This is a genomic window from Paenibacillus sp. ClWae2A, from assembly GCF_032452295.1.
Lineage (GTDB): Bacteria > Bacillota > Bacilli > Paenibacillales > Paenibacillaceae > Paenibacillus.
The window spans coordinates 197,155-221,263 of the sequence record NZ_JAULSQ010000006.1; the positions used below are offsets into that span (position 1 = coordinate 197,155).

17 protein-coding genes are annotated in these 24,109 nt (G+C 48.9%); 2 read left to right on the top strand and 15 right to left on the bottom strand.

Translation table 11 applies throughout. From position 1 onward, the window contains the following. Positions 1-100: 100 nt before the first annotated feature. The 12 genes from QVE09_RS19255 to QVE09_RS19310 form a co-directional block, all read right to left on the bottom strand. Positions 101-1,948: an IucA/IucC family protein gene (locus QVE09_RS19255; protein WP_315938073.1), complete on the bottom strand. Its 1,848-nt coding sequence runs from the start codon at positions 1,946-1,948 to the stop codon at positions 101-103. Then, a complete protein-coding gene (locus tag QVE09_RS19260; protein ID WP_315938074.1) occupies positions 1,908-3,275 on the bottom strand; it encodes a type III PLP-dependent enzyme in 1,368 nt (455 codons plus the stop codon). The genes QVE09_RS19255 and QVE09_RS19260 overlap by 41 nt, the downstream gene beginning before the upstream one ends. Beyond that, on the bottom strand, positions 3,272-4,048 hold the full coding sequence (locus QVE09_RS19265; protein WP_315938075.1) for an HpcH/HpaI aldolase family protein: 777 nt from the start codon (positions 4,046-4,048) through the stop codon (positions 3,272-3,274). Before QVE09_RS19265 ends, QVE09_RS19260 begins: the two co-directional genes overlap by 4 nt. Next, positions 4,045-6,024 carry an IucA/IucC family protein gene (locus tag QVE09_RS19270; protein ID WP_315938076.1) on the bottom strand — a complete coding sequence of 660 codons (1,980 nt, stop codon included), beginning with the start codon at positions 6,022-6,024 and terminating at the stop codon, positions 4,045-4,047. Before QVE09_RS19270 ends, QVE09_RS19265 begins: the two co-directional genes overlap by 4 nt. Further along, entirely contained in the window at positions 5,999-7,786 is a 1,788-nt protein-coding gene (locus QVE09_RS19275; protein ID WP_315938160.1) for an IucA/IucC family protein, read from the bottom strand. Before QVE09_RS19275 ends, QVE09_RS19270 begins: the two co-directional genes overlap by 26 nt. Beyond that, positions 7,764-9,179 (bottom strand): MFS transporter, encoded by a 1,416-nt coding sequence (locus QVE09_RS19280; protein WP_315938077.1) that lies wholly within the window; start codon positions 9,177-9,179, stop codon positions 7,764-7,766. Before QVE09_RS19280 ends, QVE09_RS19275 begins: the two co-directional genes overlap by 23 nt. Positions 9,180-9,190: 11 nt before the next feature. Then, positions 9,191-10,546 (bottom strand): diaminobutyrate--2-oxoglutarate transaminase, encoded by a 1,356-nt coding sequence (locus tag QVE09_RS19285; protein WP_315938078.1) that lies wholly within the window; start codon positions 10,544-10,546, stop codon positions 9,191-9,193. A gap of 165 nt (positions 10,547-10,711) precedes the next feature. Further along, positions 10,712-11,734, bottom strand: coding sequence for an ATP-grasp domain-containing protein (locus tag QVE09_RS19290; protein WP_315938079.1), 1,023 nt, complete (start codon positions 11,732-11,734; stop codon positions 10,712-10,714). A 541-nt stretch (positions 11,735-12,275) separates the two neighbouring features. Next, on the bottom strand, positions 12,276-13,097 hold the full coding sequence (locus QVE09_RS19295) for an ABC transporter ATP-binding protein (protein WP_100526515.1): 822 nt from the start codon (positions 13,095-13,097) through the stop codon (positions 12,276-12,278). A gap of 13 nt (positions 13,098-13,110) precedes the next feature. Beyond that, positions 13,111-14,154 (bottom strand): FecCD family ABC transporter permease, encoded by a 1,044-nt coding sequence (locus tag QVE09_RS19300; RefSeq protein ID WP_315938080.1) that lies wholly within the window; start codon positions 14,152-14,154, stop codon positions 13,111-13,113. Then, entirely contained in the window at positions 14,151-15,164 is a 1,014-nt protein-coding gene (locus tag QVE09_RS19305) for a FecCD family ABC transporter permease (RefSeq protein ID WP_315938081.1), read from the bottom strand. Before QVE09_RS19305 ends, QVE09_RS19300 begins: the two co-directional genes overlap by 4 nt. Before the next feature lie 97 nt (positions 15,165-15,261). Next, a complete protein-coding gene (locus tag QVE09_RS19310) occupies positions 15,262-16,275 on the bottom strand; it encodes an ABC transporter substrate-binding protein (protein ID WP_315938082.1) in 1,014 nt (337 codons plus the stop codon). Positions 16,276-16,700: 425 nt separating this feature from the next. Between QVE09_RS19310 and QVE09_RS19315 the strand changes: the two genes are divergently transcribed. After that, positions 16,701-17,282, top strand: a complete 582-nt coding sequence (locus QVE09_RS19315) for a hypothetical protein (protein ID WP_315938083.1) — start codon at positions 16,701-16,703, stop codon at positions 17,280-17,282. A 263-nt stretch (positions 17,283-17,545) separates the two neighbouring features. Next, positions 17,546-19,318, top strand: a complete 1,773-nt coding sequence (locus QVE09_RS19320) for an alpha-glycosidase (protein WP_315938084.1) — start codon at positions 17,546-17,548, stop codon at positions 19,316-19,318. Positions 19,319-19,733: 415 nt separating this feature from the next. On the opposite strand, the gene QVE09_RS19325 is transcribed toward QVE09_RS19320, so the two are convergent. From QVE09_RS19325 to QVE09_RS19335, 3 genes are read right to left on the bottom strand one after another with little or no spacing between them, the layout of a single operon-like run. After that, positions 19,734-21,113: an ANL family adenylate-forming protein gene (locus QVE09_RS19325; protein ID WP_315938085.1), complete on the bottom strand. Its 1,380-nt coding sequence runs from the start codon at positions 21,111-21,113 to the stop codon at positions 19,734-19,736. Continuing rightward, entirely contained in the window at positions 21,107-22,525 is a 1,419-nt protein-coding gene (locus QVE09_RS19330) for a cysteine peptidase family C39 domain-containing protein (RefSeq protein WP_315938086.1), read from the bottom strand. Before QVE09_RS19330 ends, QVE09_RS19325 begins: the two co-directional genes overlap by 7 nt. Beyond that, the gene (locus QVE09_RS19335; RefSeq protein WP_315938087.1) at positions 22,522-23,901 is read right to left on the bottom strand and encodes an alpha/beta hydrolase; all 1,380 of its coding nucleotides are present in this window, start codon (positions 23,899-23,901) and stop codon (positions 22,522-22,524) included. The genes QVE09_RS19330 and QVE09_RS19335 overlap by 4 nt, the downstream gene beginning before the upstream one ends. Positions 23,902-24,109: the final 208 nt, after the last annotated feature.

The following is a 24,109-nucleotide window of genomic DNA, read 5'->3' on the forward strand; positions in this document are numbered from 1 at the left end:
CCTTCAATAATTATGAACATTTATTCCCCCCCCCCGATTTGAACCTTCATTACCAAAAAAACCAAAAAGGCAGCCCATCAAGCGGGCCACCTTCTGCATTCTATCCCTTGTAAAAAGGGTTCCACCCTATGCCTTTACCTGATGGCATCGCGCCAGGCACCCCGTCTGCTTCAAGCAGCGGACGGACAACTAACTTCACGGGCCACTCCTTGCTCTCGAATATCACATGAGTGAGCGCGGCCCGGTCGGATTCTGGAAGCTGCACTTGTTGCAGCGCTTCCTTCCAAGCCTGCTCCGTGATCTCCCAAAACTTCGTTTCCGGGATGTGATACACCTCGCTAAGTGCCTCCATGATCGCAGCCAGATTCACCTGCGTGCCCAGCGACTGCACATAGAAAATCAGCTTCTGAATCGTCTCGTTATACAGGCTGTTCGAGTAGCCAGGTCGAATATGATAGGCAGGGTCTGCAATGCCATGTTTGTCCAGATATGGCTGATGCAGACGCACGGAATCATGATCGCGGAACAAAAGACCTTTTACCTGATTATCTCGTAACACCAGACAGCAGTTCTGACCATGAATCTCAGGCACAACGCCCACCTTGAACAGACGCATCACGATATCATAAAACGTCGTAGTTATGCTGGTATAGAAGTCGAGGACATCCGTGCTACTCAGGGTATCCCCCAGAATCTCCGTCAATAGATGATGCCCTTCCAGATTCACACCCAGTGCGGCCATTGGGATTACTTTATAATCATCATCCAACAATTCAGCGGGATACACACGAATCTGTGCAGCCAGGTGCCGGGGATGATCATCGAACAGTCCCATGGATTCCGGCATGCAGCCCCACCAGTTCTGCTCTTCGCACATATACACCTTATCCTTCAACGTCTCGTCGCAAGCTACAGCCTGCCTTAACATCTGTTCTCCAGCAAGACCATTCAGCAGCTTGACCACCGGAAGATAACGAGCAGCCCCCAGTGACAATACGCTAACCGGTAGCTTGAGCATTAGGGTAGACTCGGTTGATGGGGCCATCGAGCGCAAAGAGGATGTTGCCTGTACATCGCCCACTTCTATGTCCAATACGACAATGCTACCCTCTTCGATCTCCCCCGTGAAGCGAGGCAGAATCACATGTTCCAATTGCCACGGATGAACAGGCATGGGCAGATATTCGTCCAACGTGATCCCTTTTCGAGCAAACTCGGCTTCCACCACTCTGCGCTGAACATCATCTAACACGTCTAAAATGGACAGGCCACCTTCGCAACCTTGCTGTACGGCATCCAGTCGTATAGCCACCCAACGCAGCGAAATCGCCTTCCCGAATTCCGCTGCATACCGAGTTACATCTTCTGCGTTGAATCCCACTTTGGCTTTGGACGATGGATGAAATGGACGATCCCGCAATGCTGCAACGCGTTCACCTTTGATAAACCATTCATAAGCAGATGCCGGAACGTTGGCGGACAGATACTGAACTTGTTCCCAGCCCAGAGCATACTGCTCTACGGCAATATTCAGACTAGACAGAAATTCTGCTACTCCGGGTTGTGCATAGGCTTCATCTGACAAAGACCTCTGTAACACCGCACGTCCAACCTCTGTCGGAGAATCAAGGAGAACCCAGCTTCCATCTGTATTCTCCTCGTAGATCGGTGAACCCTGAACCCACTGAGTCCCCTGTCTTACTCCTGCTTCAACCAGACACAGTACACCTTGCGTATGCAATCTGACATGTGAAGCCCCATTCTGATTATGCTCTTCGCCGTCATATCCTTTGTACAATCGACGGAACGGTGCAGGTGCTGCGGCAAAATCAATGAACGGTTGATCCCCCAGTGGGATTAATTGCTCCGACAAAAATGAATTCATCAGATCCGCCATAATCCGGCGTTCAGCGGCTTGCAGACTGGAACGCTTCATCAGTGTTGACATGATTATTGTCCTCCGTTAGATAATGGAATGCCGGGTGCGGATGCCCCAGAAAATCATGATGCGAGATGGTCCAGCAATAAGCCCCAGACTTTTCAAACAAAACAATATCTCCCACGCGCAGCAGTGCTACCTCCGCATCAGAATGCATGCGATCCTTGGGTGTGCATAGCTCACCTACGATATGGACTCGACGATCTCTTACCTGTGGACGGGCAAACGAGTGTTTCCAGCGATCCGTCGCCATAATCTGAAACGGATGGTTATGTCCCCATGAAGCAGGCAGACGATTGTGATGCGTACCTCCCCTTAACACGGCAAAATACTGACCATGAGAAGTTTTGATATCCGTAACCTCTGCCGCGTAATACCCGTGGTCTGCCACCAGTAGTCGACCCGATTCAAAATACAGCTGACCTCCGCGTGAAACAAGGCGCTGTCTGGCTTCACTTTGCTCCAGCAGGGAAGTGAATAAAGGCCAGTCGAATCCGGGACTGCCGTCGTAAGTTACACCAAACCCGCCTCCTGCATTCACCACTTCCACAGGAAGATCATACTGCTGCTGCCACTGCTCCACCTTCTGCAAATACAGCTCGATCATCTCGGCATGTAGCCTGGCATCCATATTGTTGGACAAGGAGTGAAAATGGAACCCGCTTAACCGAACCACACCTGCGCCTTCCACACGAATGAGTTCAATGGCTTCTTCCACCGCCTCTTCATCGATTCCAAAAGGACTCGGCCCACCGCCCATAACAATCTTCGTCCGAGGTAACGTACTGCTTCGCAGATTGATCCGGAGCAGAATACGCACTTCCTGTGCTTGCTTCTGCTCTTGCATCAGTTCCTCGCCGTATGCTTGCGTATATCTCTGCTCCGGGTTCTGCTCCCATTCTTGCTTCTGCCTGCTCTCCTGCACCTGCTCCTGCTTCATCGCTCTCTCTTTCGCAATCGCAATGATCCGCCGCAGCTCCAGCAAACTTTCCACATGAATGTAACTCACGCCATTCTCGATGGCTAGCCTCAGTTCGCTCTCCTTTTTACCCGGACCTCCAAACAGAATCGGAACCTCGCGACTTACCGCTCTAACCTTGAGTAGCTCTCCAATCGAAGCCACTTCAAAACCCTTCACAAATGGAAGCAACGTCTCAATGATTCGCGGATCTGGATTCGCCTTGATAGCGTAGAACAATTGTGTGTTCCCAGGCATGCTGTCCAGCATCTGACGTACCTGTTCCTGAATGCCAGCCAGATCGTAGACATACGCACATACCGGGTCTTCCATCCCGCGTTGCAGTTCATCGATCGCTTGCCATACACTAGGTTTCATATCTGCCCACCCGCATTCCTGTAATCATTCCGTTTTTGGGCATACGCCCGAAACGCCGTATTCCGATCATCACCTAGCACGTATATATGTACTCCCCGCTCAGCCCAGAGCGACATGTCATCCACGCCTCTAGTGACCGTTGCATAAGGTACTTCGCACTGCTGGGCAATAGCATGCAATTCATCTAGCGCACGTCTCACATCCGGGTGCTCTGTCTGCCATGGCACACCGAGAGATTGCGACAGATCCGCCGCTCCTTCCAATACAAAACTCACCTGTGGGTGAGATAGAATCTGTGCACTTTGCCGAACGCCCTCCGCACTTTCAATCATGGGGACAACCATCACTTGTTCATTAGCTTCCTCGATATATCCCGTGAGCGGATATTTCCCGAATACACCGGGACGACCACTATTCAAGCTGCGTATGCCAACCGGATGATAGTAGGCGTAACGAACCGCTTCCTCCACCTGCTCCAGTTGCTCGACATGCGGAATGACGATACCTTGTGCGCCACAGTCCAGCACTTTAAGAATCTCCACTCGCTCCACTTTCGAAATGCGAACCAACGGGGTAAGGCCGACCAGTTCTGCCGCTCGGATCAACTCTTCCACTGATTCCATCGAAGTTGCGGCATGTTCCAGATCAATAATGACAAAATCATATTCCGCCTGTCCGATCATCTCGATGATGACCGGGTGTGGTATGGTTACAAAAAGGCCATAGACAGGCTGTTTGCGTGCAATCTTTTCCTTCAGCGTGTTAATCCTCATTCGACGATTCCCTTTGATTCGGGTGTTCTCTTGGATTCAAGTGTATCCTTTGATACCTTGAGCGGATTGATCGCCTTGCGGAAATATAACTCCCCATCCCCATACAGACGGCGCTTGGTCATCTCTTCAATCAGTGCATCTTCGGCAAAAAGGTCAAATGCAACAAACCGCTCTGCGTATTCCGGGTGCTCTCGCTGATAATCCACAATAACACCTGCGCACAGCTGCCAGAATGCTTCCTCTGACAACCCAAACTTCTCAAGCGCCAACGCAATATCTGTCATGCAGATAAAAAAGAATGCGTCATACGTGTAGTCACGGACTTCCGACACATCTCCCGCATAGATGAAGGAGTACCGATTGAACTTGCGATGAGTTTCCGGCTCCGGGTTCAGCTTCGGTGCCCGTTCTGGATGTAACAGTTGATCAGGTACATAACGAACACCATCATGCAAGTCCTTGATAATGATTCGTTTCGGCAGATCGTCTTCCAGTACCAAAATAATATTCTGAGCATGAGATTCCAGCGCAATCCCGTGTGCATAGAGCAAATGTATAATCGGCAGTGTAACCGTGCGAACAAGGGCCTCGCTCCACTTTTTCACCCCATGTCGTTCTACAGCATTATGGATAAATGGAACACCATCCGGCTGTACCAACATAAGCGCATTCAACGGCCACGCCGTCTCACCTTGCTTCAGATGAACAGATACATTCTCCCGCCAGATCGCACCGAGCGTACCATAGGCCCGTCCATACTGCGTTGCAGGCAACTGCTCATAACGGAACGACAGTCCCATGATTTCTTTCAAAATGCCAAACTGCGCCTGCTGCAACAGCTCATCTTCACGGACAAGTTCTTCCAGCCAATCACTGATCAGCGGTGCGTTCTGGGTTGTATGCTGTGCCAGAATACGCGTGCTCGACGTGTTGGTGATGCTGAGTGCCAGCTTGATGTAAGACGCTTCCGGATTCACCCGGTTCGACAGCGAACGGATCGATTGCTGTGCACGATAGGGCGAAGACGATGGACCGAGATACACGATGTCCCCATCCATCAGTTGCCGGGCATATACCGATTCCAACTGATGCTCCCACTGCCATGGATGAACCGGAATGAACATATATCGATCACCCGCCTTAGAACCTATTTCCCCATCCATCTTGCTGTCTTTGCTGCCAACGCTAGAGCCTATTAAGCTATCTTGAGCAATTTTTATTTCACCAACCTCGGCACTGCTCCCAAGCTGATCTGCACTCGTCGCATATGCGTTGACGTTCTCACCCATGTCCGTACGACCTTGTTGTTGCAGGATCTGTTGAAATCGCTGCATATCCTCCGCGGTCAGATGTTGCCCCACCAATTTTTCAGAGCTATACCCTGCGGATACAGCGGTCTGAGCAAATTCTTTTTTCACAGCCACCCAGACTAATGCAACCTTCGAGTTAAATTCAGGGCCATAAGCCAGATTGTCTTTCAAAGAAAATCCCAACCTCGACTTATAACTCGGGTGGTAAAGATGACCGTCGGTCATGTGACTTTCGAGCGCATCATAATGTTGATCTTCACTCGGAATGTTCAAGGGTAATATTGCCCGGCACTGGCTGTCCTTTGCCATCGTTTCGAGCAGTTCCTGGATAAAAGCCCTGACATTTGCACCCTTCAAAGCGTTCAGCACAATTTCCTCCAAAAACAGATCCAGATCGGTGCAGAGTACGCCTTCCCTTTGAATCGAACCTTTCTTCACCTTCACCCGGCCAAATGAGAACTTTCGCTCCGCTTCACACGTGTACGCCACAGAATCGCCGGAAGATGTAAGGCCCTCGGTTCGCCATTCGCTTCCACCCACATGACTGTCCAGAATGCCTTCGAACCACATCGCCTCCAACGTCTGCCGCATGATCCGTTCCTGTACACCCACGTAGACTGCTTCTGTCCTGCCGTATGCTTCAGCCCTGTATCCCACGACTCCCACGCACTTCACTCCCTATTCGTTTCATTACATTGCTCACCGGCACGTAGGCCGGGGTCTGGCTGATACCCCTTAGACAACTCACCAGATTTTGTTTGGCCAGAAATGCATCCGTTGTCAGCAGATGTTGCACATATGCATTGCCCGTTCGTTCCAGTTCATCTGCAAGTACCTCACGTACCTGCTCCCAGAAATGCTCCTCCGGGACGTTCAAATCTCGCGCCATCACATGGATCAGAGACCCCAGATGATTGACGATAAAATAGTACGATGTCCGCGCCCAGGCTTTCTCTCGCGAATAAAATAATAAATCGGATGCAGCACGATCCTGTTCACTTATAAGTTCCTCATCCACACTGACCCCTTCCAGATCGCGGACGATAAAATCAACAGGCAACCCATCCTTTAAGGTCACAAGGGTATTCTGAAGATGAGCTTCAAAATGAATGCCTTTCTCACCAGCCGCCCGTACAATCGGCAGCAGAGTACATTTCAGATAACGATCCAGCCAACGCTCGGCCATGTCACGTCCACCACCCAGCATCGTCATCAACCTAGAGCGCATCCCGGGAAGCGGTGCTTCAACCAGACTGGATAAGACATACGTATTCTCAACATCAAACTCAATGGGTCGATACGCTATCGTAAACAGGCTGGTTAACTCTTCATCTTCAAAAGCACAAGTCGCTACGCCTGTCTCATACGCAATATGCGTGTTCGGTTCAGCACCGAAGCAGTCATGCTGCCTGACGTATCTGGAGGCATCCAGTGTTCTGCGCATCTGCTCGGCACTATTGGTGCGAATCATGTTGGTGATCTGCATATTCAGTGACAGCTTGATATTGCAGTTCCATGCGGGAACATAAACTGTACGGACTGAAGAGGTTGGGTAGACGGTTGGCCCCGCACTACCGAGTAGGATTAATTTTTCATCTCGAAAATAGGACTGTATCTCGGTCAACCGCGATATGTATGCGTATTGCCATGGATGGACAGGCAACAGCCCATACATTCCTTTCTTTTCTTTTAAAATAGGCTCCACATGGCTCCGCAGGAGGTAATGCAAATCCATTGCGCCCTCGTCATCCACCCATTCCTGCATGTAGACATCCTGCCTCACGGCGATATAACAGAGTTGAAACGATGTACGTAACTCCGGACTGTACTTCTGTACATCCTGCTCGCTGAAGCCTTTGGAGTTTTTCGGAAACGGATGGAACGGATGACCATACAACAGTGACTGTTCAGATGTGCGATAGTCGTGGATGTCGAGACCGGCCGCTTGTTCGATATACAACGTAAGGTTACCCACACTGTTATCTACCTTTTGTGCAAAATCTCTGGCATACGCCAGCTCTACGCGATTCGTATTCTCACCCAATGGATCTACATTCTCCAGCTCAAGTGAACTCTTCATTTCCATCACACTTTTATTCATTCCATGTTGATCCGAACTCGCTCCCTGTTCCCCATTTCCGCTTAGCTCAGATGTGATCCAACGTACCAAGTCGCTATAATGCACCGTTTCCCCGCCAGATTCCATGCTGAGGTATTCATGCTCCCCTATCGCAGAGTAATAAGACAAGCGTCCTGTCACCTTCACTCTACTGGCTTGAAAAGCAACAGTGTACGTCAGCGTGTTCGGATTAATCCGAATATCGCTTTCTTTTTCTAGCGCAAGCTCACGGATGTAACAGTTCAACAGCAGCTTGCACGAATGTTCGTGGGCCTGCTGCTCAGCCTCAGACCGGAGCTTGTTTTCCATCTCGAACAATGATGCCAACCTTCTTTCGGGTTATAAGTAAGACCAGGGGAAGTGTAAGCAGTATGGCGCAGCCAAGTCCGATACAGATCTCTTTGAGTGCTCCCCATTTTGCCATCTCCATGGACGTTCCTGCCCCGGCAAGCCATTGCCAACGCATATCGTAATATAGGGTCATGCCCATCACCGCAAACGAAGAAGCCAGACGCTCAATCGTGGTTGATAACACCGACCCTTCGTGCATGTCTTCGTCCGGTAATGCTTGCAGACCAATTGCAGAGATACTCATGCCTGACAGACCAACGCCAATTCCCCGACACGCCATGAGCATACCGATGATCCAGATCGATGCTCCCATGGGCAGAACCGCAAACGACAAGATCGATATGGACACCAACAATGTGCCCCATGCGATAAAATGCATGGACCGACCACGATCCAGCAAGCTGCCGCCAATCCACATGAACAGACTTGTACAGATCGACAAGGGAATGAACAACGCACCGGACAGGGCCGGCGATAGGTGGAAGACGTCCTGGAACAATAACGGCAATGCAAAGATTACGCCAAACATGACACAATCCTGAATGGTCGAGATCAATACAGTCAGCGGAAAGACGGCATTACGCCGCAGCAACGGGTACCGGATCAGTGGTTCCTTGCGAGCGTTCTCGGTCTGGACAAAACGAATAAGCAACACCACACCAAGCGCAATCAGCATCCAAGGTACCCATACCCCTACGACAGGGCTTGAATACAACTGCACCCCGAGACTAAGGGCACCTACCGCACAGATTAGCAGCATGACGCTGGATAGATGCCATTTTTTTCTGCGCGCAGGGATATAGGTCTGAATGACTCGACCGCACCCGATGAACGAAAACACAGCCAGTGGCACATTGAGCCAGAACAGCATTTCAAGCCGTCCATACTGAATGATGAAGCCACCCAGCGTTGGACCAGCAGCAGGAGCCAGCATAAGCAGCAAGCCCCATGCTCCGGTAATTCGTCCCCTTACCTCCGGTCCGTAGACATCAAACAGCAGCACAAGTGATAACGGAATCATCAACCCTGCCGCGACCCCATGCATGAAACGGACCAGCAACAGTACTTCGATGGAGTGATAAAACAACGCACCTGCCACCGAGAACACTCCATAGATGGTGATGCCCAGCATATATGTCTGTTTACGGCCCAATCGGTCCACGATCAGGGAAGCCAGCGGCATCGTTAACGTCATAGCCAGCATGTACAGCGCGATGATCCATCCGCCTGCTGTGGTAGATATCTGATAATATTGCACAAAATAAGGCAGCAGCAGGTTAAATGCACTGTTGGTCAGCACCAGCGAAAAAGCACCGATCAGAATCGCGAGTAATACTGCATGCCTCTTCATCAGGGACAACTTCAGCATGCGGCCGTTGCTAGGGCAATCGCTTCAGTTACCGATTTCTCAAAGATCGTAAGGATTGCACTCGTTTCTTGCTCCGTAATATTCAGCGGCGGCAGAAAACGAACAACAGCTGAATGACGCCCACCCAGTTCCACAATCAATCCATTCTTGAAACATTCACGCTGAATCGACTCAGCCAGCGCACCATTAGGCAGATAATGTCCCAGACGATCCTTGCGTCCCATTGGATCAACCACCTCAACGCCAATCATCAGTCCTCTGCCTCGCACGTCACCAATCTCTGCATACCGCCCTTTCATTGCATTCAGTTGATTCATGAACTGCTCACTGCGCAGATGTACGTTGTGCAAAACATCCTGTTCCCGAATATACCGAAGTGTAGCAAGTCCCGCAGCCATGGCAAGCTGATTGCCACGGAACGTACCCGTGTGCGCCCCAGGCTGCCATTGGTCCAGTTCTTCTTGGTAGATGACAACAGACATGGGCAGACTTCCGCCAACTGCTTTGGAGCAGATGATTACATCGGGTACAATTCCGGCATGTTCAAACGAAAACATTCGCCCTGTCCGTCCGATGCCTGTCTGAACTTCGTCGATAATAAGTGGAATGCTTCGCTCTGCCGTAATTCGGCGCACCTCCCTCAACCATTCAAGGTCTGCCGGAATCGCCCCGCCTTCGCCCTGAACCGTCTCCACAATGACCCCGCACGGTGCGGCAATACCGCTCTCGCAATCATCGAGCAGGTTCTCGATATACTGTGCGCTCAACCGGGCCGTCATGCCTTCACCAACACCAAATGGGCAGCGGTATTCATAAGGAAACGGCAGGAAATGAACATCGGGTAGCAGGCTTTGCAGATGTTGTTTCTTGCTCAGGTTGCCACTCATCGACATCGTCGCTTGGGTCGAACCGTGATAACCTCCCTGAAAGGCAAGAATGGACTTGCCACCTGTGGCATGTTTGACCAGCTTAATGGCTGCTTCTACTGCATCCGCTCCGGTTGGACCACAGAACTGGATTTTGGCTTTGTCTCGCATCTCTGCTGGAAGAATGGAGAACAGTTCTTGCATATATGAAAGCTTCAGCGGCGTTGCCAAATCCAGTGTATGAAGCGGAATCTGCTGATCCAGGACATCGCGAATGGCGTTGACCACCGTGTCATGGTTGTGCCCCAGCGCCAATGTTCCTGCACCAGCGAGGCAGTCGTAGAATACACGGCCTTCCGTATCGGTAATCTTTACCCCATTGGCCTTGCTAATGACAAGCGGGAAATGTCTGGGGTACGATCTTGCATTGGATTCCTTCTCATTTTGCATCTTCAGATATTCCGTCTGCACCTCTACTGACATAGCCCTCTAACGCTCCTTATTAATCGATTCAGGCTGAACCTGCTGCCTGTGTTTCTTGTCTACATTTTGCATATGACATAGTATTGGTTCAAAATCATGGTAAGGTCCGAATTAAATGATGGTATTCGTCATCTGTTATTCGTATATTTTGTCATCTATACGTTGTTATAAGCTATACATCTTAGATTCAAGTTGTTCCTGACACAGGTATTCCAGATATAACCGAACCACATCACGAGTTGTCCCACCATGGGGGAAGACGTGGTGTGTCATATCTGGCAAGGCGTTCACTTCCAGAATGCCCCCTTGTTCTCTGGAGATTGGCGTGCGGATATCACAACAACGAACATCGACCCCTGCTACATCGATCTGAAGAGTCTTTGCCGCCTGAATGATCATTCGGGCATTTTCGGGATGAATAATTTCGGTACAATCCTTGTAGAATTCACTGATTTTTCCGGCGGCAGAATTGCGGAGATCGTATAACTCGATTTCTTTTCCGGCGTCAGGTACTTCATCCAGTGTTGTCCCTTGTGCACGTAATACCTCCAGCAGTCGTTCCGTTTCTGCATCCACCTGGGGAAACGCTTCATACTCGCCAATGGGTGTCATCTCGATTCGTTCCTGATTCAACTGCTCAATTAAAGCCCGAACGGTTGAAGTTCCGTCTCCCTCGACATAGACAGGCCGATACTGGTTCACAGCCGCCACTTCACCATTAATAATCAGCACTCTGTAATCGATCCCGGTCACATATTGCTGTAACATAATGCTTCTGCCGTGGACACTCGCAAGATGAATGGCAGCCTCCAGTTCATCTGGGGTACGCACATCAAGCGTCACGCCCATGCTGCTGCTCGCATCCAGCGGTTTCACTACAATAGAGCCATGCCTTTCCAGAAAATCTGCTGCTTCGCTTCCCATCTCCGGGATCACGATAAATGATGGAACAGGCATCCCCTGTTCATGCAACAACATATTACATGCCTGCTTGTTCTTCGCGAGCAGTCCAGCGATTAACGGCAGACGATGAGATCTGGTTTTGTTAATGATGATCTGCTTGTCCCCTACAGACAGCTTCAGAAAATCTTCGCATCCCTCAAGAAGTGGCTCACAGGTGATGCCCATTTCTCTCGCTTTGTTTATAATGAGTCGGTTTTGCAGATTATGAATCCCTTTCGGAAACACTGAAAATCCTCCTCGATCGAATGAAGGTACTCGCTCCTATATAAGTTGAATAGAGTTTTCACACGAAATCACTGCGCGGTCAGAACCATCTTCCGATCGCTGTTATCCCCAGATTTTTTTGAATCCCTTTACAAAGGGGAAAATCCGGGGATAAAGGCGCACGCTACGCTTCTTCAGATCTGTTCTGCCCCCTCCGTTAACGTGTGAAATTTGAATTAAACTTATATAGCTCATACTTTCATCAATTTTTATTGTAGTTTTATATTGATAATGATTATCAATATCATATAAAATCTATTTTATGGCAATTCGAGTTATGTTGTCAATAATAAACTTTTAAGGAAAAATAAGATTGAATTTAGTGTGGGTTTGAGTCGATGCAGGTATGCTTTTATCGAATAATAGGCACAACAAACCGGGCAAGCCTGGGGCATGGTTTTACCAACGGCTTGCCTAATTTGTCATCTGTATAATCATACAATGGAGTTGATTTGGAGTTTTGAATAACTATTGAACGAATCAAAAACGGACTTTTTGATCCTCAGGCCAGCTGAGTGTAACGCTGTTCTCCATTCAGCTTCCTTCCCCTTCCATGCGGGATACAGGTTGGTGTGCCGAACAGTGGATCAACCGCAATCTCACACTCCATCTGGAAGACTTTACGGACCATGTCCTGTGTAACAATATCTTCCGGTTTACCTTCTGCGTAGATGGACTTGTTGTGAACAGCCACAATGTGATGCGCATAACGACATGCCAGATTCAGATCATGAAGTACCATGACAATCGTGCGTCCTTCCCGTTCGTTCAACTCAAACAACAGATCGAGGATATCAATCTGATGTGTCATATCCAGATAGGTTGTAGGTTCATCCAATAGCAGCGTTTCAGTACCCTGCGCAAGTGTCATCGCAATCCAGGCACGCTGACGCTGTCCACCGGACAATGCATCCACAGGCCGATCCGCGAGTTCTGTCAGATGTGTGGATTCAAGTGCCAGCTTGACCATGCGCTCATCCTCTCGTGACCATTGCTTCAGCCACGTTTGATGTGGATAACGTCCTTGCTTAACCAGTTGGTTCACCGTCAAACCTTCCGGAGCGGTCGGACCCTGTGGCAGGATGGACATGCGTCTTGAAATTTCCTTGGTTGGCAGCTTCGCAATCTCTTCGCCATCCAGCAGTACCGAACCGGAGCTGGATTTCAGCAACCGGGCCATCGTACGCAGCAGCGTAGATTTGCCACAGCCGTTGCTGCCAATCAGGACGGTAATCTGTCCCTTGGGAATGGTCAGGTTCAAATTTTCAATAATGGGATCTGCTCCATAGGAGATCGTAAGCTCCTTGGCTTCCAGAATACTCACAGCTCTCTCCTCCTCAAAACTGATTTCGATTCTTGAACAACAAATACAGGAAAAACGGTGCGCCTACGCCTGCGGTGAATACCCCTGCGGGAACATCAAGCGGTAGGAAGGCTGTACGAGCTATGAGATCTGCAGCAAATACAAGCAGAGCACCAACCAGTCCAGACACAATCAGCATACTGCCAAACATCCGGCCGACCAACTTCCGGGCAATATGTGGAGCGATTAGACCAACAAACCCAATGGTTCCGGCAACCGCAACGGCAATTCCCGCCAGCAATACACTGCATAACAGCAATACTGAACGATGCCACTGTACCGTTACCCCCAGCCCTGTGGCTAGGTCATCCCCGAACTCCTGTGCATTCAGGCTGCGGGCGAACCAGATCGCCAGAGGTACAACAATCACGATAACCGGCAAAATCGTTCGGACATCGGTCCACGATGCTCCATATATACTTCCTGTCAGCCAGATATAGGCTTGACCTGCCGTGTAGAACGGACTCAGGATCAACATGAACGTCGTCCCGGCCCCGGTAATGGCTGACACTCCAATTCCGATCAGCACCAAGCGGATCGGACTGACTCCCTTTTTCCAGGCAAGCACGTAGATGATCAAAGCCGTCACAATTGCGCCAGCGATGGCGAACAGTGGTAACAACTTGATGCTCACCGCTCCGCCCAGCAATGTAACAAAACCTACAGCCGCAACAGCTGCACCACCAGTGATTCCGATGACATCCGGTGAGGCCAGTGGGTTACGGATAATACCTTGCAGGAGCGCACCTGACATACCGAGAGCTGCACCTACGAGCAGGGATAATAACACTCGTGGCAGTCTCAGGGTCAGCACGACGAAGTCATGCTCCCCTGCATTCAGGCCAAATATCGTTCTAAGCACATCCAGCGGAGAAATAAAGTCACTGCCTACACTGGTACCGACCACTCCTGCCACCAGAAACAAGAGGATACACATGACGATGACGGCCAGTGATTTCCGTTCCATTTGCAACGAGACGGTGTCTTTTTTGTTGCGAAAAGTCAACATCTTCCTCATATCTTCGTCACCCCCTTGCGGGCTATGTATACGAAGAATGGTCCGCCAATCAGTGCAGTCATGACACCGAGTGGAACTTCCTGCGGCATGATCACCAACCTTGCAACAACATCCGCGGACAGCAGCAGAATCGCTCCCCCTACAATAGAGTAAGGAACGAGCCAGCGGTAATCATTGCCCACCAGTGCACGCATGATATGCGGGACAACCAGACCGACGAGACTGATCGAACCGCCTACGGCAACCGAACCACCCGCCAGCAATACCGTAACAACACCCATGAGCACCTTGACCAGAAGTACATTCTGCCCCATGCCTTTGGCGATATCGTCACCCGTCAGCAGCAGGTTGATCGCTCTACCCATGAACAAAGAGACAATAGCTGCGGCTGTCATGTACGGCAGAACAGGATATAACATTTCCAACGTCCGGCCACTTACTGAACCGGCAAGCCAAAACAATACATCCTGCAATCCGGTTCCATCCAACACCAGAATGGCCTGTGTGAACGAGGCAAATAACGCGGAGATTGCCGTACCTGCCAATACAATTTTGATCGGTGTCAGACCATCACGACCGAGGGAACCTAGCCCATATACAATTGCCGCGGCAATGGCAGCCCCTGCAAAACCAAACCACATCATGGTGGTTAGCGAGGATACGGACAATACAACAATGGCAATAACAATAAAAAAGATCGCACCGGAATTAATTCCGAACACACTTGGTGATGCAAGCGGATTACGTGTTAATGCCTGCATCAGTCCACCCGCCACGGCCAAACTTGCACCAACGACAGCAGCGATAATTGTACGTGGCAGCCGTTCCGTCAGGAGCACCACATGTTCCACAGAACTCTCGTCATAGAATTGCAGCGCATCCCATGCCATCTGAAATGTGATATGCGTGCGTCCCAGAATCAAGCTGGCTAGACAGGCCAATAGAAGCAATATGAATAAACCAGCCAGACCACAGATCTTGGCGCGTACCTTTGTAAAAAGGGGAAACATATTCTCACTCTTTCATCTGTAAAATGAAAAAAGACCTGCCTGCCCATACACTTCGTTAACGAATGTCCTGGTGCATGGCAGGTTCTTCTCCTGTTAGTTAGTTCAGGTTGAACTGCTTATATAGATCGTCCAGCATCATGTTGGCCGATGTGTATCCACCTGCCATGTTCCAGGCCACTTCATCGACCTGAACCAATTGATTGTTCTTGACTGCATCAAGGTTTTTCCACAGTGGACTGCTCGTCCAATCATCATAATTTTTCTGAATGGCATCGGTTTCTGTGCCTGAGTTAAAGTTAAAGATCATGTCTGCATTCATATCCGGAATGTTTTCTTTGGAAGTCAATTCAACTCCCCATGTGTCTGCATCATGTCCTTCGGGTCTGGTGAATCCAAGCTCGTTCAGAATTTTACCTGCATAACCCATGTAGAAAATACGAACCTGATCGGCTCTAAAGTTCGTAATGGTTGCTTCAATTGGCAGACGATCGCCCATTTTCGCTTTAAAATCTGCTACACGGCCATCCCAATCAGACAACAATTTATCAGATTGCTCAACCATATTCATCGCTTCACCCGCTATTTTCACCGTTTCTTTCCAGTCAAACAGGGTCTCCGTCACTACCGTTGGTGCGATCTGGGACAATTGCTCATAGATCTCTTCATGTCTGATCTTCGTAGCAATAATCAAGTCCGGTTTCAACTTGTTGATCTCTTCCAGATTGGGCTGCGATTCCTGTCCTACTTGTGGAACTCCGTCCAGATCTGCTCTCAGATATTCATAGACTGGTTGCTGAACCCATGATTCCACCACGCCTGTTGGTTTCACGCCAAGTGCAACAACTACATCATTCGCACCCTGGAACAGTGTCACGATCTTTTGCGGGGTTCCCTTGATTGTGGTTTCGCCCATGGCATGTTTGATCACTCGGGTCTGATCTTCAGCTGCACTAGCTGTTTTATCACTTTCATTATTGCTCTCATTACTGCTTGCAGCTTGGCTGGACGTATTCGTTGTCTCGGCACTTCCACCCGAAGCACAACCGGCAAGTAGTGAAATCATCAGAATAAATGCTGCATAAATGTATAGCTTTTTCTTTACTTTATACATGTAACCCGTCTCCCCTTTTCCCTCTAAATGATATTGAATCTCATTATCAATTGTATTGTAATGGAGATGAAATCATTATACAAGTATTTTATTTGGAAAAACTTCTCACTCAATCTCGAACTCTATGACTTCTTAAAACAACAATAAACAAAGACATTTCAGTTACATCTATATAATATATATCGATACAATACGCCTCCACATAAACCATATATGTAATTTTTTTCTTACCTGCTAAATATACAAATCTCTCTTCTTACTTTTAGCTTCATCTAATAGATGTCCTTTTTGCTGGTGAATCATTATTCATCCATATGCATTCAAGCGAGTTATTTACTGTAAAACAATTCCTGTAATATCTTGTCGTACTATGTTAGATTATCCATTGGAATAAAATCACATCTATAGATAGGGGAAATTAACACGTGAAGAAATCTTGGGTACTATCAATCATTATGAGTTTTGTCTTGCTCGGCGGGGTATTCGCACCTGCGGGGTCCTACGCCTCAGCTGCGGACGACTCAACCACTACATATTCGGAAGACGAATACTATGAAGAAGTTGACACATCAGAACAAGAACCGATCCCTACAGTTGAAGAAGAAGATTTCCTGAGCTACCTTGATCAGTTGGATAAGGCATCGGTATATGAGGAGAAAGCCTTCAATGCTTTGGGAGGTGGATTCTACATTACATCGTCCAATCGCAAGTCCGTTTTCCTGAAACTGACCAACACAGCGATTCCTAACTACACCAAATATGTATCCAAGCTGAAACTGATTAAACCGCAAACTACGGAATTGCAAAAAATCCATGCCAACCTGATCAAAGGTAGCTATACACAGTTGGAAGGATTCCAACTCGCTAAAAAAGCGGTCTCCAAAACAACGGTAAACAGCGCTGTCCTGAAACAAGCCAATGCCAAAATTGATGCCGGCAAGAAAAATATCGAGAAGTTTCACAAAGAATTCTCTGCATACGCCAATAAACTTGGATTTGATTTATAAAAAACAGTAACTTCAGATATGCGGTGATACTCATTCACCCTTATCTGATATATGAAGCGGAAATATCCTATGTTTCGAACATAACAAATTGAAATTTAAGGAAAAAAAGTGTTTTCTTTTGCTGAGTTAGTTCGTATAATAGCACTATAATCAAAAGGCTATGCTGCCGAAAGGTACAACCTCGTGAACAATAGAGGTTGTGCCTTTTTTGCGTTTATGGCCGCATTGATCTGAATTTCATCATCTGACGAGGAGTGATTCACATGATTCTTGAAGCCATTTATCATCGCCCCAAACTCAATTGGTCTTATGCGTATGACCGCGCGACCATGCACCTCCGACTTCGGTCCAAACGCGGGGACCTGGATGCGGTGATTGCTATTACCGGGGACAAATATGCCTGGGATCGGACGATCACGCACATTCCCATGCGCATCTTTGCCCAGGATGAAATGTTCGATTATTGGGAAGCCGAGACTTCACCTCCCTATCGCAGATTACGGTATGGCTTCCAATTGATTCAGGGGGAAGAATCGGTCTGGATGACTGAGCGCGGATTCGAGCAGGAACTGCCCGATCATCCACTTGAATTCTTTGATTTTCCATTTATGAATCCAGTCGACATTTTTGAACCGCCTGCATGGGTTAAGGACGCTGTATTTTATCAGATTTTCCCTGAACGTTATGCCAATGGCGATCCATCCATCAGTCCCAAAAATGCTGAACCCTGGGGAGGGGAACCCACACCGGTGAACTTCTTCGGCGGCGACCTCCAAGGTGTGCTTGATCATCTGGATCATATAAGTCAGCTTGGCATCAATGCCATCTACTTCTGTCCGCTGTTCGAGGCTACTACGAATCACAAATATAATACAGGCGATTACATGAAAGTTGATCCTCACTTTGGAACCAATGAACAGTTCAAAGCCTTTGTGGACGCCTGTCATCAGCGCGGCATACGCGTTGTTCTGGATGCGGTGTTCAATCATTCCGGCAGAGAGTTCCCTCCTTTTGTGGATGTGATGAAGAATGGAGCCGCTTCCCCCTACGCAGACTGGTTCTATATCAAAGATTGGCCGCCACGTGTGGAGGATGGTATACCAACTTATGACACCTTTGCCTTTGAACCACTTATGCCAAAGCTGAACACGGAACACCCTGAAGTGAAGGCATATTTGCTGGACGTAGGACGTTTCTGGATTGAGGAGATGGACATTGACGGCTGGAGGCTTGATGTAGCCAACGAGGTAGATCATCAGTTCTGGCGCGAATTCCGTCAGACGGTAAAAACCATCAAGCCTGATGCCTATTTGCTTGGTGAGATCTGGCATGATTCGCTCATGTGGCTTCAGGGAGACCAGTTCGATGCTGTGATGAATTATCCGTTTACCAACTCGGTATTGGATTATACAGTGCATGGAAAGCTCGACGGACTCGGATTTGCCAATGAGATTGGCAAACTGCTCGCAGCCTATTCACAGCCTGTGACCGAAGCGGCCTTCAATCTGCTCGGAAGTCATGATACACCCAGACTGCTGACCTTGTGTGATGGAGACGAGCGCAAGATGAAACTTGCCGTTACGTTGCTGCTTACGTATCCAGGTGTGCCATGTATCTATTATGGAGACGAAGTCGGTCTTGACGGGGGATATGATCCGGGTTGCCGTAAGTGTATGGAATGGGATGAGACCAAGCAGAACCGTGAACTTCTGGAATTCTTCACCCGTACGATTGCCCTGCGCAAACAGCACCCTGCCCTACGCAGCACAGAACTGAAGATTGTATATGCAAAAGCCGGAGACCCTTGTCTTGCCATCGAACGATTGGATTCGCATACGGGAGAGCGCATGCTTCTTGTGCTGAATGCGGGTGATGAGCCATGTACCCTTGAACTTCCTTTGGCAGATCGTAACGTCTGGCGAAATCTGTTCACATTAAACGCCGTGGAAGCTCGGCAAAACAAACTGACCCTCGATCTGGAAGCATACGGATTCTCCCTGATGCAACTTGAGGTGAAACAACCAGCTGAGGCCTGAGATAAATACAGCTAACAAGGAAAAATAACTCCAAAGAGGCTGTCCTCCAGGTCATATTGACGACCGGGGAACAGCCTCTCCTGCATCTTATACGTCAAATCCTAACGAACCCAGCACACGTTATTCGCTTCATTATACGCGGGTTAAATACCTAACGAATCAGAGAGACGTTATTCCGTTTAATGAGTTGATTTTCGCAAGCAGAAGCCGTATTTTTGACGCAATAACGTTACTGAGATTCGTTAGGTTTTACTTTTGTTGATTATCCCCTCAATACGATGTTTAAGGTTCGCTAGCGATAGCGATTCAAGCAAGATGAAACTCTTCAAAAAATCACCTTTTCTGTTCCCATTCGCGCTTTCGGATAGGTTAAAGTTCACTACTTTCCTGCCTGATACTCAATGGTGGCAGCGACCTATTTCCCAGGCGAAGCGAAGGATATCGAAGTCATCGGTTTTCGTATTTTCTTCATTCTTGAACTGACGAGTTCTTTCTGTGTAATTACGATTTTCTGCGGAATCTTGTATGAAGGTAGCTTGTCCCGACAATATTCCCAGATGGATCGCCGCAGATCGGTGAGAGTACATTCTTTAGCCAGCCGGATAGTCACCTTCACCCTCTGACCCGTGATACCACTCTGTTCTCCAGAAACTACGGCCGCTTCAATACATTCCATCTCTTCCAGAACACCCTCAACCTCGGCGGGATACACTTTCCGTCCGCCCACATTAATGATCTCGGACCGACGTCCCAGAATACGAATGTACCCCTGCTCCAGCAAGGCTTCATCCCCTGTACGAAGCCACCCATCCTCTGTAAAGGGTGATGGTGCATTCAAATATCCAATCATCGCGGTTTCCGTATGAATCTGCAATTCTCCTTCCACGATCCGGTACTTGACCTCTTCATCTTGAATGGAAAACAGCAACGAGCCTGGCTCTTTGGAGCGGGTTGGCAGAATGCCAAGTTCAGACATCCCATAGGCTTGTATCGTCCTTAGTTGTGGAAATCTCCGGTTCCAGGCTGCCAGTATGGATTCAGGCATCACTTCCGATCCATATGATACAACCTCGAGACTGGACAGGTCATACCCCTCATCATTTCTACCCAGCAGCAACAGATTCATGAATGTTGGGGAGACAGGCAATGCCTGCACACGAAACTTCTCAATCGTCCGGCACACTTCTTCGGGAGATCGATCCGCAATGATACACAGACACCCCCCACTAGACAGGGATTGCAGCATTGTATTCACACCACCGATATGATCAAACATCATGAATGGAATCGTTCGCAAGGGCCGAACCTGCCGGCGAAAACGATGTAACAGCCGATCTGCACGATGCACAGTCGCTTTACTCACTCCGGTTGATCCGGATGAAAAGAGTACTAATCCCCCTACGCCCTCCTGTGCCAGCGAGGATAACAACACAGGAACCTCTCCAGAGGATTCACACGTTTGCCGAATGCACAACTTGCCTTCCTCAACGCCCAAACGCCATTTCACCTGTGCCAGTTGGATGTATTCCTCTCGTTTGGCTTCCACCAGGTATCGATCCATGGGAAGCACGACGCAACCTTGTCCGAGCAAAGCAATCAATGCTGCCGCTGCATAGGGAGAATAGTCTTCCTCCAGCGTTACAAGTTGCCCAGCCAGCCCTTCTGCTGTAATCCACTCACTCATGATGCCAACCTGTTCCAGCAGCCAACGGTAACTGTACTCCTGTTCCCTCCAGATCAGCGCAGGTTGCTGTCCCTGCTCCGCGAATCGCTCAAGCAAGAATTGGTTCAACATCTTGCATCCTCCTCTCGGGCAGGTGCCCATTGCTGTGCGAGATATTCAACAAGTGAGCCTACAGTCTGATAGGGACTTTCCGGCATGGAAGCAGCTGCTATCTCCGACAGAGCAGCTCCCATTCCCGTACCCCATCGATCCTCGATTCCCTGCTCCACCACTGCAAGTAATGACACGAGTTCCAGCGAATCCAGTTGCCCACTTCGTCCGTACAGTGGAGCGTTACCACCCTCACCAAGTGGAATCGATGTATTATGGTACGTATTTAACTCCCGGCAACTATCCAATACGATACGGAGCAGATCCTCCCTGTGTTCTTGTCCAATCATCAACACGGCCTGACGTGGAAAGCAATCTGCCTGAGGTATGGACTGTCGAAGTGACTCATACCATTGCCATTCATCGGTGACCAACATTTCAATTACACCTGTTAGCTGTACTTTCCAGTTCTCACGCTGCTTTATCCGACTGACCTGAAGCATATTGTAGGCCTTCTCCCACCGTACAATGATGTCGCTGAATTCTCTCGCATATTGATCAAGTGGCGAACCTAGCCATAAGGCAGACTCCTGAAGAAGATCTCGAAGAAAATATCGACTCCATCGCATATCAAACAGCAGACCGGATATTAGCATTTCCTTGGCTTGATCCCCTTCATTCGCCCCATGCAACGCATCTAAAAGCTGTAGAGACATCGCATGTCCAAAATGAAAATTCCGCCCTCCTTGTGTAATCGTCCGGCCTGTTAGAAACTCTTCAATTTGCGTTGTCAGCGCCTGGGTCAACATGTCTTGGTAACCGGCAGAGTCAAGCTTCACATTCGCTCGAATGTCCATGGTGCCATACGTTCGGAGTTCTTCTTTGCGCTTCGCCTGAGCAAGCTCGGGTATGCTTTGGTTTCCTTTCCAGAAATCATGAAAGGCCCTTTGAGCAACCTTCCCCTTATACTTGGAGGGCACGGGATCGTAGACGTGAACATACTCATCTTCCAAACCATATACGGCAATCCAATGGTCTACCAGATGCAGACGGGAGCCTTGCTTCACGTGTTTGCGAATGTACTCGGGATTCTGATAATCCTCACAATAAGGTAGATGATAACTGGTTCCGGTAGCCAAAAAAAGCCCACCTTCGCCCATATGCTGCCTGATCTGCGCCTTGCCTTCCTCGAAGCTGTCCATCTCCCGCTGACCATACATCTCCCAGATCGGCTCTGCATAATCCAGTTTGTGAAAATAAGGCTTCACCAGTCCGTTATCCCCGCACGAAGGAAGACTATATAACCGACTTGCCGCCAGCAGTGCAAGACTTGTGATGGATCCTTGTCGATGGAGCACTTCATGAATCAGAGGGAAATTGCAGGGATAATAATAGGGAATGTCCAGCACTGGAGCAAATGAAGGAATGATCATTTTGGGCCTCCTGTTCCCGTTTTGGCTGACGTACTGCCCCAGGATTGGATTAGGTAATGCACAGACATATCATCTGTCGCTCGAAATACCCGATTGGCAATAGGCTTGCCATCCACATCGGTCTCGAAACGACGGAAACCGCGAGTAAATCGGAAAGAGAACCCACTATCACGCGGGACTCGGTAACAACCTTCATATCGACCTTTACCGGAACGAACAAGCTTCATGCCCATCCCACCATATATCGTCTCCTCCGAGTCTTCATCGGGAGCCACCTCTGCATGAATGCAGACCTCCACATGAGTGGACAATTCAGGAACGACAGTGTAGATGCGTGTAGCAGACAGTTCCCCCATCGTCAGCGTGATGGATGCACTTCCAATACCGACAGGAACCAACTCTCCACTCGCATGAACCTGAAGCACATTTGGGTCACTCGAAGTATAATTCCCATGCAGCAGACTCTGAACCAACCCACTCTCGTAGTACATTTGTGCATTGATACACACAGTCATTCCACCCTGTAGTCCGATGACATCCCTTCCAAGCAGTTCGAGCGAGGAGGGCTTACCCACGTGGCCGAACATGTACAGTAACGGGAGGTGAATGCGTGCTCCCCAGTCACCTTCCTGATGACAGGCACCCTGCTGTTCCAGAAATGCCAATTCCTCATCCGATCCTACTCCGCTTTCAAGTAATTGATGAGCTACCCTTCTGACCTGAGAAGGCAGAAACAGACCTTCCGTATCTCCAATATCCATCCATATTCGAACGGCGGGTACCTCCTCTGGCAAGCGATACATGTCTTCTTCCAACAGCCCGCTCTCCGATGTTTCGTCCAGCTGCACATCCACATAGAATGGCGACATCATGATCAGTTTTCCGAAAACATCCGGATTTCGCATCCCCATGTGCAATGTACAAAGTGCCGCGGCAGATGAACCCAACAATCCAGTATTCGACTTGTCCGGCAGTGTCCGGTAACGATGATCAATGATCGGCTTGAGCTCATGAATGATGAAATGTTCATAGGCGATGCCTGAACACCCCACACTCACGGCCTCTCTCTCCGGAGCGACGAAGTGATAGAATTCGTTGTGCGTGACTGGACGGACATGCGTAATGCCGACAATAATCAGTGATTCAATCTGCCCGGAGGAAATAAAACCGTCTGCTGTCTGGTCCATATTCCATGTTTCATTGCCTGGCCCGGATGGACCAAAAGCCCGCTGCCCCGCATGAACGTAGAGAACCGGATAATGCCGAGCTGTCTGCTCATGGTAACCGGGCGGGAGGTACACATAAATGTTGCGGATATTGCCCAGCCGCGATGCCTGAATGCCTTCCAAACATTCGATGACAGAATGGGTACTCAACGATCATCAACCGCCTCTCTTCTCCCGATTCGACTGTATAATACAAATAACCCCGCCTCAGAAGAGACGGGGTTGTCCCAGAACACACGTAAGTGTCCCGAGATACATAGCCCTTATATTGTGAATCTGCGAATAGTTTAAATCCCCGGACGTGCTTTTGTAAACATAAAAATAGAAAATAAATGCTCCCAAAAAAGTTATTGACATA

Excerpts from the sequence above, each read along its gene's own strand:
- QVE09_RS19255 (WP_315938073.1), bottom strand. The coding sequence starts at position 1,948 with ATGTCAACACTGATGAAGCGTTCCAGTCTGCAAGCCGCTGAACGCCGG.
- QVE09_RS19260 (WP_315938074.1), bottom strand. The coding sequence starts at position 3,275 with ATGAAACCTAGTGTATGGCAAGCGATCGATGAACTGCAACGCGGGATG.
- QVE09_RS19265 (WP_315938075.1), bottom strand. The coding sequence starts at position 4,048 with ATGAGGATTAACACGCTGAAGGAAAAGATTGCACGCAAACAGCCTGTC.
- QVE09_RS19275 (WP_315938160.1), bottom strand. The coding sequence starts at position 7,786 with ATGGAAAACAAGCTCCGGTCTGAGGCTGAGCAGCAGGCCCACGAACAT.
- QVE09_RS19280 (WP_315938077.1), bottom strand. The coding sequence starts at position 9,179 with ATGAAGAGGCATGCAGTATTACTCGCGATTCTGATCGGTGCTTTTTCG.
- QVE09_RS19285 (WP_315938078.1), bottom strand. The coding sequence starts at position 10,546 with ATGTCAGTAGAGGTGCAGACGGAATATCTGAAGATGCAAAATGAGAAG.
- QVE09_RS19300 (WP_315938080.1), bottom strand. The coding sequence starts at position 14,154 with ATGAGGAAGATGTTGACTTTTCGCAACAAAAAAGACACCGTCTCGTTG.
- QVE09_RS19305 (WP_315938081.1), bottom strand. The coding sequence starts at position 15,164 with ATGTTTCCCCTTTTTACAAAGGTACGCGCCAAGATCTGTGGTCTGGCT.
- QVE09_RS19310 (WP_315938082.1), bottom strand. The coding sequence starts at position 16,275 with ATGTATAAAGTAAAGAAAAAGCTATACATTTATGCAGCATTTATTCTG.
- QVE09_RS19320 (WP_315938084.1), top strand. The coding sequence starts at position 17,546 with ATGATTCTTGAAGCCATTTATCATCGCCCCAAACTCAATTGGTCTTAT.
- QVE09_RS19325 (WP_315938085.1), bottom strand. The coding sequence starts at position 21,113 with ATGTTGAACCAATTCTTGCTTGAGCGATTCGCGGAGCAGGGACAGCAA.
- QVE09_RS19330 (WP_315938086.1), bottom strand. The coding sequence starts at position 22,525 with ATGATCATTCCTTCATTTGCTCCAGTGCTGGACATTCCCTATTATTAT.